General features: G+C 71.5%; 8 protein-coding genes. 6 read left to right on the plus strand and 2 right to left on the minus strand.

Annotated features, from left to right (window positions below):
* Positions 1-77 precede the first annotated feature (77 nt).
* Positions 78-947: a peptidoglycan DD-metalloendopeptidase family protein gene (locus tag OG782_RS03885; protein ID WP_406447978.1), complete on the plus strand. Its 870-nt coding sequence runs from the start codon at positions 78-80 to the stop codon at positions 945-947.
* Positions 948-1,170: 223 nt separating this feature from the next.
* Positions 1,171-3,381 carry a HelD family protein gene (locus OG782_RS03890; protein ID WP_406447979.1) on the plus strand — a complete coding sequence of 737 codons (2,211 nt, stop codon included), beginning with the start codon at positions 1,171-1,173 and terminating at the stop codon, positions 3,379-3,381.
* A gap of 62 nt (positions 3,382-3,443) precedes the next feature.
* On the opposite strand, the gene katG is transcribed toward OG782_RS03890, so the two are convergent.
* Positions 3,444-5,681 carry a catalase/peroxidase HPI gene (gene katG, locus OG782_RS03895; protein WP_406447980.1) on the minus strand — a complete coding sequence of 746 codons (2,238 nt, stop codon included), beginning with the start codon at positions 5,679-5,681 and terminating at the stop codon, positions 3,444-3,446.
* Between the two features lie 417 nt (positions 5,682-6,098).
* Between katG and OG782_RS03900 the strand changes: the two genes are divergently transcribed.
* Positions 6,099-6,515, plus strand: coding sequence for a Fur family transcriptional regulator (locus OG782_RS03900; RefSeq protein ID WP_406447981.1), 417 nt, complete (start codon positions 6,099-6,101; stop codon positions 6,513-6,515).
* A 19-nt stretch (positions 6,516-6,534) separates the two neighbouring features.
* Here the strand turns inward: OG782_RS03900 and metG are convergent, their stop codons facing one another.
* Positions 6,535-8,256 (minus strand): methionine--tRNA ligase, encoded by a 1,722-nt coding sequence (gene metG, locus OG782_RS03905; RefSeq protein WP_406447982.1) that lies wholly within the window; start codon positions 8,254-8,256, stop codon positions 6,535-6,537.
* A gap of 317 nt (positions 8,257-8,573) precedes the next feature.
* Between metG and OG782_RS03910 the strand changes: the two genes are divergently transcribed.
* From OG782_RS03910 to OG782_RS03920, 3 genes are all read left to right on the plus strand, one after another.
* Positions 8,574-9,629, plus strand: a complete 1,056-nt coding sequence (locus OG782_RS03910) for a PASTA domain-containing protein (RefSeq protein ID WP_406447983.1) — start codon at positions 8,574-8,576, stop codon at positions 9,627-9,629.
* A 150-nt stretch (positions 9,630-9,779) separates the two neighbouring features.
* A complete protein-coding gene (locus OG782_RS03915; protein ID WP_406447984.1) occupies positions 9,780-11,807 on the plus strand; it encodes a DUF4139 domain-containing protein in 2,028 nt (675 codons plus the stop codon).
* Positions 11,808-11,815: 8 nt separating this feature from the next.
* Positions 11,816-13,378, plus strand: a complete 1,563-nt coding sequence (locus tag OG782_RS03920; RefSeq protein WP_406447985.1) for a mucoidy inhibitor MuiA family protein — start codon at positions 11,816-11,818, stop codon at positions 13,376-13,378.
* The last annotated feature ends 42 nt before the right edge of the window (positions 13,379-13,420 follow it).

Genomic DNA, 13,420 nt, shown 5'->3' on the forward strand with positions numbered 1-13,420 from the left:
CAAGTCTATGCGCGTAGGCTACCGTGCTCCCGAACCCCTTAGGCAGCTCAAGTCGTAGTGTTTACAAGGGAGTTGATATGCACGAGAACCACGGACCCAACCGCGCTCAGGAGCAACGGCCACGGATGGAGCTGAGCCGGCGCGCACTGCTTCGCGGCTCGGTCGGCACACTCGGCCTGGCCGCCGGCGGCGTGCTCTTCTCGGGGAGCCCCGCCCAGGCGCTGGACATCTACAACCCGTTCAGCGGCTACCAGCTCACGGGCACCTGGCAGGACCACCTCAACGACGGTTCACTGGGCGGCCTCGACTACGGAATGGGCGTCGGCACGGCACTGCCGGCCGCGGGCGCCGGCGTCATCACCAACATCCCGGACAACGGGACCGGCGGACACACGGTCACCATCACCCACAGCGACGGCTACCGGACGCAGTACATGCATCTGTCGCAGTTCCTGCTGCCCAACGGCGCCTCGGTCGGCAAGGGCGGCATCGTCGGGTACTCCGGGGGCGCCGTCGGCGCCCCCGGCTCGGGAAGTTCCACCGGACCGCACGTGCACTGGCACCTCATCACCCCGGGCGGCACACGGGTCAACCCGCTGAACTACCTGGGCGGAGGCGGGGGTGGGTTGCCGAAGACGTCGACGGAGCAGGATGGTGTTCCGGGTCCGGTGATGTGGCAGCGGACGCAGAACTGGCTGCGGATCGAGTCGGGTTACACCGGCCCGATCGACGGGGTCCCGGGACCCAACACGTACGCCGCGCTCCAGCGGAACATGCGTAACTGGGGATACACCGGTCCCGATGACGGGGTACCAGGAACCAATACCTGGGCCGCGGTCCAGCGACTGGCCGCCGCCCATGGCTATACCGGCCCGATCGACGGAGCGATGGGCCCCAACTCCTGGCGCGGTTTCAGCCGCTTCATCAACCAGGACCAGTGGAACTGAGCCACTCCGCCCCCGAGAACAGCACCGGCCGCCGGGCGACCCGGCAGAAGCGCCCGCGACCCCGGCTCCACAAGAAAATCCCCGGCCCACCTGGGTGGACCGGGGATTTTCCCGAGTATATTGAGTGTTTCTGTGTGCCCACAGAAAAGGCCCCTCACTGGGGGCCACTAAGAAACACCATATCCGGCAGGGAGCAATGTTGTCAACTCGGGAAAGTGCCGAATTGCAGAAGGAGCAGGAATTCATCGGCCGGCTCTACCACCGTGTCGACGACCTGCGCGGCGTCGCCGATGCGCAGGTGGAGGACGCGCTGACGCCGGTCGGGACCGGCCTCCAGGCACGCCTGGAACGTGACGTGCTCCTCGCCGAGCGCTCAGGTCTGCTGGCCGCCCTCAACGCGGTTGACGGCTCCCTGTGTTTCGGACGCATCGATCTCTCCGACGGCGCCGCGCACCACATCGGCCGCATCGGAATCCGTGAGGACGACACCGCGCGTACGCCTCTGCTGATCGACTGGCGTGCGCCCGTCGCCCGCCCCTTCTATCTCGCCACCGGCCACACACCCATGGGACTGCGCCGGCGCCGGCACATCACCACCGAGGGCCGCACCGTCACCGAGTTGCACGACGAGATCCTCGACGTCGGGGACCGGGAGCGCACCGGCTTCGAGGATCCGAGCGGCGACTCCGTGCTGCTCGCCGCCGTCAACTCCGCCCGCACCGGCCGCATGGGCGACATCGTGCGGACCATCCAGGCGGAGCAGGACCGCATCATCCGCGCCCCGCACCGCGGCGTTCTCGTCGTCGAGGGCGGGCCCGGCACCGGCAAGACGGCCGTGGCGCTGCACCGGGCGGCCTTCCTGCTGTACGAGCACCGGGAGCTGCTCGCCAAGCGCGCCGTCCTGATCGTGGGCCCCAACCCCGCCTTCCTGAGCTACATCGGCGAGGTACTGCCCGCGCTCGGTGAGACGGGGGTCCTGCTCGCCACGCAGGCGGAACTCTTCCCCGGTGTCCACGCCGACGGCACCGACACGCCCCGCGCCGCCGCCGTCAAGGGCGGTGCGGCGATGGCGGAGGCCCTCGCCATGGCCGTACGCGACCGGCAGCTGCTGCCCGAGCCCGGAGCGCCCGTGGTCATCACGCATGACGACGGGGATCTCGTCCTGGACTGGGAGATCGCCTACGAGGCCCGGCAGGCGGCCCGCGACACCCGTCTGCCCCACAATCTCGCCCGCCCGCACTTCGCCTTCCGGATCATCGACGCCCTCACCGCGCAGCTGACCGAGCGCATCGGTGCCGATCCCTACGGCGGCCCCAACTTCCTCGGCCCCGACGACATCGCCCAGCTCGGCAGGGGCGTCGCCCTGAGCAAGGAGGTGCACCACGCCATCGACGAGCTGTGGCCGCCCCTCACCCCGGAGGGGTTCCTGACCGACTATCTGGCCGGCCCCGTGTACGTACCGGCCGAGGACGCGGACGCCATCCTGCGCACGCCCGGCGAGGGAACGTGGACCCCAGCCGACGTCCCGCTCCTCGACGAGGCCGCGGAGCTCATCGGCGTCGACGACAGTGCCGAGCAGGCGGCGGCCGAGGCCGAGCGCCAGGACCGGATCGCGTATGCGCAGGGCGTGCTGGAACTGACTCGGGGCTCGGAGACGTACGAGTTCGAGGACGAGGAGTCCGAGGTCCTCGCCGCCCACGACATCATCGACGCCGAACGGATGGCGGAGCGGCAGGAGGAGGCCGATCACCGCAGTGCGGCGGAGCGCGCCGCCGCCGACCGGACCTGGGCGTTCGGGCACATCATCGTCGACGAGGCGCAGGAGCTGTCCCCGATGGCGTGGCGGCTGCTGATGCGCCGTTCCCCGACCCGTTCGCTGACCCTGGTCGGCGACCCCGCGCAGACCTCCGAGGAGGCCGGTGTCGGCTCGTGGGAGAAGATCCTCGGGCCGTACGTCGGCGACCGGTTCGAACATGTCGCTCTCAAGGTCAACTACCGTACGCCCGCGGAGATCATGGAGCTGGCCGCCCGGGTCCTGCGCGCCGAGGACCCGTCGTTCGAACCGCCCGGTTCTGTCCGTTCCACCGGAGAGGTGCCGTGGACGCGGGACGCCGGGCAGGACCTGGCGGGCGCGGTGGCGCAGGCCGTCTCGGAGCTGACGCCCGAGGAGGGGCGCCTCGCGGTGATCGCACCACGGGCGCTCCACGAGGAGATCGCCGCTTCGCTGGCAGGGGTCACGGCCGGAGCCGACCCCGATCTGACCCGCCCGGTGGTCCTGCTCGGCCCCCGTCAGGCGAAGGGCCTCGAGTTCGACCATGTGCTCGTCGTGGAGCCCGCCATGTTCGGCACCAGTGATCTGTACGTGGCGCTGACCCGTGCGACGCAGCGCCTGGGGATCATCCACCGTGAGGAGCTGCCCGAGTCACTGCGCTGACGCCGGTCCTGCCGGCTGCCGACGGCGAGGGCCGGCCGGGCGACGCCCGGCCGGCCCGGGCGTCATGAGCGGCCGAGGTCGAACCGGTCCAGGTTCATGACCTTGTCCCACGCCGCGACGAAGTCCTTCACGAACTTCTCCTTGGCGTCATCGCTCGCATACACCTCCGCGAGTGCGCGCAGCTCGGAGTTGGACCCGAAGACCAGGTCGGCACGGCTGCCCGTCCACTTCACCTCTCCGGTGGCCGCGTCGCGGCCCTCGAAGGTGCTGGCGTCCTGGGACGTGGCCTGCCAGGTCGTGCCCAGGTCGAGGAGGTTGACGAAGAAGTCGTTGGTCAGCGACCCCGGGGTCGTGGTGAGGACGCCCAGCGAGGACTGCTGGTGGTTCGCCCCCAGTACGCGCAGACCGCCGACGAGGACCGTCAGTTCGGGGGCGCTCAGGGTCAGCAGGTTCGCCCGGTCGAGCAGCAGGTACTCGGCCGGCAGCCGGCTGCCCTTGCCGAGGTAGTTGCGGAATCCGTCGGCGGCCGGCTCGAGAGCGGCGAACGACTCCACATCGGTCTGCTCCTGCGTCGCGTCCACGCGGCCCGGCGCGAAGGGGACCTCGATGCCGAAGCCGGCCTCCTTGGCAGCCTTCTCGACGCCCACGGCGCCGGCGAGCACGACCAGGTCGGCGAACGAGACCTGCTTGCCGTCGGTCCGGGCGGAGTTGAAGGATTCCTGGATGCCCTCCAGCGTCCGCAGGGCCGTGGCCAGGCGGTCGGGGTCGTTGGCCTCCCAGCTGCTCTGCGGCTGGAGGCGGATGCGCGCACCGTTGGCGCCGCCGCGCTTGTCGCTGCCGCGGAACGACGAGGCCGCCGCCCACGCGGTGGAGACGAGCTCGGAGACCGACAGGTCCGAGGCGAGGACCAGTTCCTTGAGGGCGGCGACGCCCTCGGCGTCGAGCGGCTCGTGGGCCGCCGCGGGAAGCGGGTCCTGCCACAGCAGCGTCTCGGACGGGACCTCCGGGCCGAGGTAGCGCACGACGGGGCCCATGTCACGGTGGGTCAGCTTGAACCAGGCACGCGCGAAGGCGTCCGCGAACGCGTCGGGGTTCTCCAGGAAGCGCCGCGAGATGGCCTCGTAGGCGGGGTCGAGGCGGAGCGAGAGGTCCGTCGTGAGCATGGTGGGTGCGTGGCTCTTCGACGGGTCGTGGGCGTCGGGGACGGTGCCCTCCCCGCCGCCGTTCTTCGGCCGCCACTGGTGTGCGCCGGCGGGGCTCTTGAACAGCTCCCACTCGTGGCCGAACAGAATCTCGAAGAAGCTGTTGTCCCAGGCGGTGGGGGTGTTCGTCCAGATGCCCTCGAGGCCGCTGGTGATCGTGTCCCCGCCCTTGCCGGTGCCGAAGGAGTTGCTCCAGCCGAGGCCCTGTGCCTCGATCGGGGCGGCCTCGGGGTCGTCGCCGACGCTCTCCGCGGGTCCGGCGCCGTGGGTCTTGCCGAAGGTGTGGCCGCCCGCGATCAGGGCGACCGTCTCCTCGTCGTTCATCGCCATCCGGCGGAAGGTCTCACGGATGTCGCGGGCCGCGGCGATCGGGTCCGGGGTGCCGTTCGGGCCTTCGGGGTTGACGTAGATCAGGCCCATCTGGACCGCGCCGAGGGGGTTCTCCAGCTCGCGGTCCCCGGTGTAGCGGTCATCGCCGAGCCAGGTGGTCTCGGGGCCCCAGTAGACGTCCTCGTCGGGCTCCCAGACGTCCGCGCGGCCGCCGGCGAAGCCGAAGGTCTCGAAGCCCATCGACTCCAGGGCGACGTTGCCGGTGAGGATGAGGAGGTCGGCCCAGGAGAGGTTGCGGCCGTACTTCTTCTTGACGGGCCACAGCAGCCGGCGGGCCTTGTCGAGGTTCCCGTTGTCCGGCCAGCTGTTGAGGGGGGCGAAGCGCTGCTGGCCGGCTCCGGCACCGCCGCGGCCGTCGCTGATCCGGTAGGTGCCCGCGCTGTGCCAGGCCATCCGGATCATGAACGGGCCGTAGTTGCCGAAGTCGGCGGGCCACCAGTCCTGCGAGGTCGTCAGCACCTCGGCGATGTCCCGCTTGACTGCCGGGAGGTCGAGGGAGGTGAAGGCCTCGGCGTAGTCGAAGTCCTCGCCGAGAGGGTTGGCCACGGCGGGGTTCTTGGCGAGGATCTTGAGGTTGAGCCGCTCCGGCCACCACTGGCGGTTTCCGCCGCCCTGGGTCGGGTGCGCCGCGCGACCGTGCGCGACCGGGCAGCCGGCGGCCTCCTCCGGCTTCGGGTCTGTGACGATCGCGTCGTGGTTCTCAGTCATGGAATTCCTTCCGGACGGGGCGGATCACGGTGCTCAGGAACGACGGGCGGTGGAGCGGCCGGGGCGCGGGCCCCGGTGGAGCCTCGGACGGGGACGGACACGCAACAGGACCCGCCGCACGCGGGCCCTGCCGCACAGTGCGCGCCGATGATCTCGTGCGCGACTCGAACGGGGACGGAACCTGAACCGGCACGCGGCAGACGGCGGCCGCCTGCTCGCGGTCCGGCCGGTGGCGAGCGGCGCACCGGATGCGGGGCGAACGGCCCCGTCTCCTGAAGTCACGCACTTTCTCCTGCTGTTGTCCTGTCCCTTGGCTGTCGGCCGGAACCGATCCTACGATGGACATAGTCCAAGTCAATACGACACACACACCCGGACGGATCATTCGTCAGATGATGCACAGATAGGCTGGTGCGCATGAGTGACCTGCTGGAAAGGCTCCGTGGACGTGGCTGGCGGATGACCGCTCAGCGCCGGGTGGTCGCCGAGGTACTCGCCGGCGAACACGTCCACTTCACCGCGGAGGAGATCCTCCTGCGCGCCACAGCCCGGCTGCCCGAGATCTCCCGTGCCACCGTCTACAACACCCTCGGCGAACTCGTATCGCTCGGGGAGGTGACCGAGGTGGCGACCGCGGGCCGCGCCAAGCGCTACGACCCGAACGCCCACCACCCCCACCAGCACCTGGTCTGCTCGGGCTGCGGGTCCATCCGCGACGTCCATCCCGCCGGCGATCCGCTGGCCGGGCTGCCCGTCTCGGAGCGGTTCGGCTTCACCGTCAACGCGGTCGAGGTGACCTACCGGGGACTGTGCCCCGACTGCGCAGGTCCCTGACCCGGGTCCGTACGTACCGTCAGGCGCCGCCCCCGCCGAAGCGTTCGCGGAAGGACTCCAGGTCCTCCTGCGAGATCTTGGCGAAGAGGACCGGCGGCACCGTGAAGGGTGTGCCGGCCGGTACGGCGTCCAGTGACGCGGCCTGCCCGGGGGTCACCCACGTCGGGGTGTCGCTCTCCAGGGCGAAGGCGCCGCGCATGGCGGCGGCCGAGGCCGGGACGAACGGCTCGGAGACGATCGCGTAGAGGTGGATGAGGTTCATCGCCGTACGCAGGGTCAGGGCCGCCCCCTCGGGGTCGGTCCTGATCTCCAGCCAGGGGGACTTCTCCTCCAGGTAGGAGTTGCCCGCGGACCACAGGGCACGCAGCGCGGCCCCGGCCCTGCGGAACCTGAGGGCCTCCATGTGCTCCTCGTACTCGGCGAGCAGGCGCGCGGTCTCCTCACCCAGCCGCGCCTCGGCGGCGCCGGCCGCGTTCCCCGCAGGGACGGTGTCCCCGAACCGCTTGCGGGAGAAGGACAGCACGCGGTTGACGAAGTTGCCGAGCGTGTCGGCGAGGTCCTTGTTGACCGTGGCGGCGAAGTGCTCCCAGGTGAAGGAGGAGTCGTCCGACTCCGGGGCGTTGGCGATCAGGAAGTAGCGCCAGTAGTCGGCCGGCAGCGTCTCCAGCGCGGCGTCGGTGAAGACGCCCCGCTTCTGGGAGGTGGAGAACTTTCCGCCGTAGTACGTGAGCCAGTTGAAGCCCTTGACCACGTCGGCCTTCTTCCACGGCTCGCGGACGCCGAGCTCCGTGGCGGGGAACATCACCGTATGGAAAGGGACGTTGTCCTTGGCCATGAACTGGGTGTACCGGACGGTGTCGTCGGCTTCGTACCACCACGACCTCCAGTCGCGGGTCCCGCCGTCCCCGGCCGCGTCCGACCACTCCTTCGTCGCGGCGATGTACGCGATCGGGGCGTCGAACCAGACGTAGAACACCTTGCCGTCCGCCGCGAGCTGTGGCCAGGTGTCGGCCGGAACCGGGACACCCCATTCCAGGTCGCGGGTGATGGCACGGTCATGGAGGCCCTCGGTCAGCCACTTGCGGGCGATGGAGGAGGACAGCTGCGGCCACTGTTCCTCGTGGAGCGCGACCCACGCCTCGACCTCTTGCTGGAGCCTGGACTGCAGCAGGAACAGGTGCGTCGTCTCACGGACCTCGAGCGCGGTGGAGCCGCTGATCGCCGAGCGCGGGTCCAGGAGGTCGGTCGGGTCCAGGACGCGGGTGCAGTTCTCGCACTGGTCGCCGCGGGCCTTGTCGTACGCGCAGTGCGGACAGGTTCCCTCTACATAGCGGTCGGGCAGGAAGCGGCCGTCCGCCGGTGAGTACACCTGGCGGACCGCCCGCTCCTCGATGAATCCGTTCTCGTGCAGCCGGCGCGCGAAGTGCTGCGTGATCTCGGTGTTCTGCGGCGAGGAACTGCGCCCGAAGTGGTCGAAGGCCAGCTGGAAGCCGTCGTACACGGCCTTCTGCGCGTCGTGGGCCTGCGCGCAGAACTCCGCGACCGGCAGTCCGGCAGCCCTGGCCGCCAGTTCGGCCGGCGTGCCGTGCTCGTCGGTGGCACAGATGTACAGGACGTCATGACCGCGCTGACGGAGGTACCGGGAGTACACGTCCGCCGGCAGCATCGACCCGACCATGTTGCCCAGGTGCTTGATCCCGTTGATGTAGGGAAGCGCGCTGGTTACCAGGTGTCGAGCCATCCTTGGATGCTCCATTTCACGTCGCGAGGGCCGGATCCGGTCTGCCGGCAGTCGCCATCGTAGGTACCGGGTTCCGGTCGCGGCGAACGGTTTAGCCGTCCCTGTTCGCGTAGGCAGGAGTCCGGAACTGCGGTGAACGGTCCAGCCCGAAACTTCTCTATATCAGGCGTAAACCAGGAGAATGAGCGACTGTCATACAATGCTCCCCTGTTGGGCGCATTTCCCGCGCCCGCACGCTGCCGCCGTTCGGCAGACGGTCCGGCCGGCCCCGCGGGACCGTCGTTCCTCACTCCGGTCCTCCAGAAAAGAACACCCTCATGCCCCGCCCGCCTGCCCCCCGCCCGGCGACTCCCGGCCACCGGTGGTGGCTGACCACCCCGGCCCGCGTCGGCTTCGTCATCGCCGTGCCCCTGCTCGGGCTGGTCAACGAGTTCCTCGGGTTCCTGGCGCTGGTCTGCGCGGTGACCCTGATCTGGAAGGGCAACCCCTGGCAGAAGACCGCCAAGGTGGTCGCCACCATCGGAGCCATGGCGCTGCTCGGCGCGGTCCTTCCGTCCCCGCCCAAGGACACCGTGCCGCACGCGGACGGGAAGGCCTCGGCGACGCAAAGCCCCGCGGACCTCCTTGTCCCGCCGACGCCCTCGGCGACTGCCGGCAACGGGAGTCCTGCCGCCAGGCCCCGGCCGAGGGCGGCGGACTACAGCGGCCTGGCGCTGGACAAGGCCCGGGACAAGGCCGAGGCCGCCGGGTTCGGCGTGGGCGACCACAACGCCTCGGACGACGGCAGGAGCATCTGGATGCGGTCCAACTGGACCGTCTGTTTCCAGGAGACCGGCTGGACCCGGTCCGGCACCAGGACGATCGACTTCGGCGCGGTGCAGACCGGCGCCCCGTGCCCCGACGCGGACGGCGGAGCCGTCCCGTGGCCGACGATGCCGGATCTGGTCCGGAAGACCTGGAAGACCGCGCACAAGGAAGTCGTGGACCTCGGGACCGTCGCGGGCGACCACGTACGGGCGGATGAGGCGTACGGCAATGACCGGCTGCCCGACGAGGGCGAGTACGACGAGTGGCGCGTGTGCGAGACCGAACCCGCCGAGGGCGGGGACGTCACCCTCGGCATGTGGGTCACCCTGGAACTGACCGACCCGGCGAACGGATGCCCGGAGCCGGGCCGGGAGGACGGTGACGCTGCGAGGCTCCCGGACCGGGACAAGGACGGCGACCCCGACTACAGCGACCCGTTCCCCGGCGACCGGAACCGCGACAGCGCCTTCCCGAACGGCCTCCCGGACAGTTCCCACGAATCCGGAGGCTCCTCCGGCAGCAGTGGCGGGGGCGGCTTCAACTGCCCCCGCACCCGCTGGTGCTGACGGCGGTCAGCGGTCTCCGGCCGGTTACCGACGCCCCGGGGGCGCTTGTTCGGGCAGCCCCGGCAGCCCTTCTCCTGATCCCGCTCGAAGCGGAGCCCGCCCCCACGTAGGCTTCGCTCGGCATGTACGCGACGGGGGCGGAGCAGACAGATGACGGCTGAGTCGGCACCGAGGTGGGGGTCTGCCCTCGATACGGTCGTGGTCTACGCGCAGGGCGCGGTCTGCCACCGCCTGGCCCGGGGCAGTGTGCCGCCCGGGGGCCGGGTACGCGTGACGGGGCTGCCCCGCTCACTGGACCCCGGCTCGCTGCGGGCGCGGGTCCTGGGCGCACCCGGAGTGCGCGTCACCGAGGCCCGGGTGGAGGTCGGGGCCGAGCCGGCCGGCACCGACGCGCCCGATTCCTTGCGGCTCGAGTACGAGCGGCTGAACGACGCGTGCGAGTCGGCGCGGGCGCGCCGGGACCGGCAGCTGAGCGTGATCAAGGAAGTCGAAGCGCTCCACCCGGTCCCGCCCGCCCGCAAACGGGAGGATCCGCACCGCCGCACCCCGGCCGATGCCTGGCTGGAGCTCGCGGACTTCGTCGACGAGCGGCTGGTGGGCCTGCACAGCCGCCTCGTCGAGCTGGAGGAGGCACTGCGCCACGTCGAGCACCAGCTCAATGTCGCCGTGGACAGGCTCGAGCGCGCCTCCACCGACGCACCGTCGGCGCACGTGGAGACCACCGTCTGCGCGGCCTTGACCCTCGACGGCGCCGGTGAGGAGGAGGTGGAACTGGAGCTGGAGTACGGGGTGCCGGGCGCCGTGTGGGTCCCTGCCTACCGGCTGGCTCACCGTCAGGACGCCGACAGCGGGCGTCTGATGCTGCGCGCATCGGTCGCCCAGCGGACCGGCGAGGACTGGACCGGCGTACGCATCGCCCTGGCCACCGCCGATCTCCGGCGCCGCACCGATCTGCCCAGGCTCCGCTCGGTCCGGATCGGACGCAGTCAGCCCGCCCCCGCGCCCTCCGGCTGGCGCGAGCCCCCGGCCGGGCTCGCCGGCCTGTTCTCCGGGTACGACGCGGCAGGGCCCGGCCCGGAGCGGGCCGGCGCACCCGTGGCCGTCGCGGCGGGGGGCCCACCGCCGCCCATGGGCGGTGCGGGCGTCTCCGAGTTCGGCCCCGTTCCGCCGCCGGCACCGCTGAGTTACGGCGCCCCTCCTCCACCCATGGGCGGGATGCCCGCCCCCGCACAGCCGGGCGGAATGCAGCGCACCGCGCCCAGGTCCCTCACGGGTGCCCCCGCGGCCATGGCTCCCGGCGGGGCAGCGCCACCGCCACCGCCTCCGACGCCGGTGACCGGTCCGCCGCAGCCGAGCGGCGCCGAGCTCGACTACGCCGCCCTTGTCCTGTCCGGTCCCGACGAGCAGGGCGGCCGCAGGGGCCGGCTGTTTCCGGGCACCCCCTTCGACGCGGTGGCGGCCGAGTACCGGCGCCGCGCCGAGGCGGTGGCCGCACTGCCGTTGCCCGGACAGGCCGTGCGGCCCCGCGAGTCGGCGGGTTCCTTCGACCACCGCTACGATGCCGCCGCCCGCGCCGACATCCCGTCGGACGGCGCCTGGCACACCGTCGTCGTCGGCGAGATCCCGGTCGGACTGCGTACCGAGTACCTCTGCGTCCCGTCCGTGGAGCAGACCGTGTACGCCACGCTGGTGCTCTCCAACGCGACCGGCCAGGCACTGCTCGCCGGCCCGGTGGAGATCACCGTCGACGACGACTACCTGCTGACCACCGCGCTGCCCACGCTCGCCCCCGGCGGCATCCGCCGGGTGGGGCTCGGGCCGGCCGAGGGGATCGGGGTCACCCGCCGCACGAACCTGCTCGAGTCCACCTCGGGCCTGCGCAACAACTACACCGTGCTCGACCACCACGTGCATGTGGAGCTGGCCAACCGGCTCGCGCGCCCCGTCACCGTGGAAGTCCACGAGCAGGTGCCGGTCACCTCCGATCCGGACGTCCGGATCGAGGAACGGGCCGGCTGGACGGCACCCGAGGAAGGTGCGGGGCCCGACCGGTATGCGCCCGGCACCCGCGTCCGGCGACTGGACCTGCCCGCAGGCGCCACCGCCGCCCTCGACGGCGGCTACGAAATCCGCATCCCGGCCGGCAAGGCCCTGGCCGGCGGAAACCGCAGGAGCTGACACCCCTCATGTCCACGGCCCCGAAGCCGATCGCCCTCCCCGTCACCGCCGTCACATGCCTCGAGGACCGCGCCCACATCGAGCGCACCGCCGTGCTCGACCTGGAGGCCGGGGTCCAGCGGCTGCGTCTCGGACCGGTCAGTGCGCTGGCAGTCGACCGGACGCTCCACGCCGAGCTGACCTGCGACCATCCCGCGACCGTGCTCGACGTACGGATCGTGCGCACCTGGACGCCGCGCGGACCGGCGGCGCCCACCGACGACGACTCCGCCCTGCGCCACCGCGTCCACACCCTGCATGAGGAGCGGCGGACCCTGGAGCAGCGACGCGACCGGCTGCGTGCCCGTCTCGACCTGCTCGGCCGCCTCGCCGCCGATCTGCTGCGGGAGGTCGGCGAAGGCGCCGGCTACGGGGAGACCGAACGGCCCCGCTGGGCACGTGAACTGGACCGGGTGGACGCCGAGCGCGACACGCACGGAGAGCGACTACGCGTCGTGGTGGCCCGGTTGGCCTCCCTTTCCGCCGAACTCGGCGAGGCGCAGCAGGCGATGCACCTCTCCGAGGAGGAGCCCGCCGAGCTGGTGGGCCATATCGAACTGACCGTGGAAGCCGCGGTCGCCGGGCCGGCCGGGCTGCGGCTGACCCACCTCACCCCGTGTGCGCTGTGGCGGCCCGCCTACCGGGCCGTGCTCGACGGTGACTCCCTGACCATGGAGACCGACGCCATGGTCTGGCAGCGCACCGGCGAGGACTGGTCGGACGTACGGCTGACGTTGTCGACGGCCCGCTCGTCGCTGGCCACCGATCCGCCGCGGCTGGGCGAGGACCGGCTGACGCTCAAGGACCGCTCGGCGGCGGAGCGCCGCACCATCGACGTGGAGTTGCGCGAGGAGGAGATCGGAACTCTCGGCCCTGCGCCGGTGCTCGGTCTGCCGGGGGTGGACGACGGCGGCGAGGCGCGGGTGCTGAGATCCCCCGCACCGGTGTCGGTGGCGGGTGACGGCCGCGCCCACCGGGTGCGGCTCTCCGCGTTCACCGCGCCCGCGACCATCGAGTACGCCTGCTCCCCGGAGTTGTCCCCCCTGGTCACCCAGGTGGTGCGCTGCGACAACCTGTCCGGCCACGCCCTGCTCGCCGGACCCGTCGATCTGGTCCGCGGCAGTGGATTCAGCGGCCGCGGCACCCTCGATTTCACCGCCCCCGGCGCCCCCTGCGAGCTGGCCTTCGGCAGCAGTGACGACTACCGGGTGGTCCGGCATGCCGAGGAGACCCGCGATACCGCCGGCATCACACAGCGGACCGTGGTCACCCGTACGGTCCGGCTGCATCTGTCCCGGTTCTCCGCCCCCGGGGAGCACGACGAACGGTCGGTCGTTCTGCGGGAGCGGATCCCGGTCTCCGAGGTCTCGGCGGTGGAGATACGCCTGCACAACAACGCGTGCTCCCCGGTGCCCGACATGGTCGACGCCGAGGGCATCGTCCGGTGGGACGTCACCCTCCCGCCCGGCGGCCGCCGCACGGTCACCCTGGTCTACGAGCTGTCGGCGAGCGCCAAGGTCACCGGGCTCTGAGGCGGGCGCGCCGCCGCACACCTGCTGGTGCGGCGGCCGGCC

The sequence above is a fragment of the Streptomyces sp. NBC_00876 genome (assembly GCF_045207435.1).
GTDB lineage: Bacteria > Actinomycetota > Actinomycetes > Streptomycetales > Streptomycetaceae > Streptomyces.

Excerpts from the sequence above, each read along its gene's own strand:
- OG782_RS03885 (WP_406447978.1), top strand. The coding sequence starts at position 78 with ATGCACGAGAACCACGGACCCAACCGCGCTCAGGAGCAACGGCCACGG.
- katG (WP_406447980.1), bottom strand. The coding sequence starts at position 5,681 with ATGACTGAGAACCACGACGCGATCGTCACAGACCCGAAGCCGGAGGAG.
- OG782_RS03900 (WP_406447981.1), top strand. The coding sequence starts at position 6,099 with ATGAGTGACCTGCTGGAAAGGCTCCGTGGACGTGGCTGGCGGATGACC.
- metG (WP_406447982.1), bottom strand. The coding sequence starts at position 8,256 with ATGGCTCGACACCTGGTAACCAGCGCGCTTCCCTACATCAACGGGATC.
- OG782_RS03910 (WP_406447983.1), top strand. The coding sequence starts at position 8,574 with ATGCCCCGCCCGCCTGCCCCCCGCCCGGCGACTCCCGGCCACCGGTGG.
- OG782_RS03915 (WP_406447984.1), top strand. The coding sequence starts at position 9,780 with ATGACGGCTGAGTCGGCACCGAGGTGGGGGTCTGCCCTCGATACGGTC.
- OG782_RS03920 (WP_406447985.1), top strand. The coding sequence starts at position 11,816 with ATGTCCACGGCCCCGAAGCCGATCGCCCTCCCCGTCACCGCCGTCACA.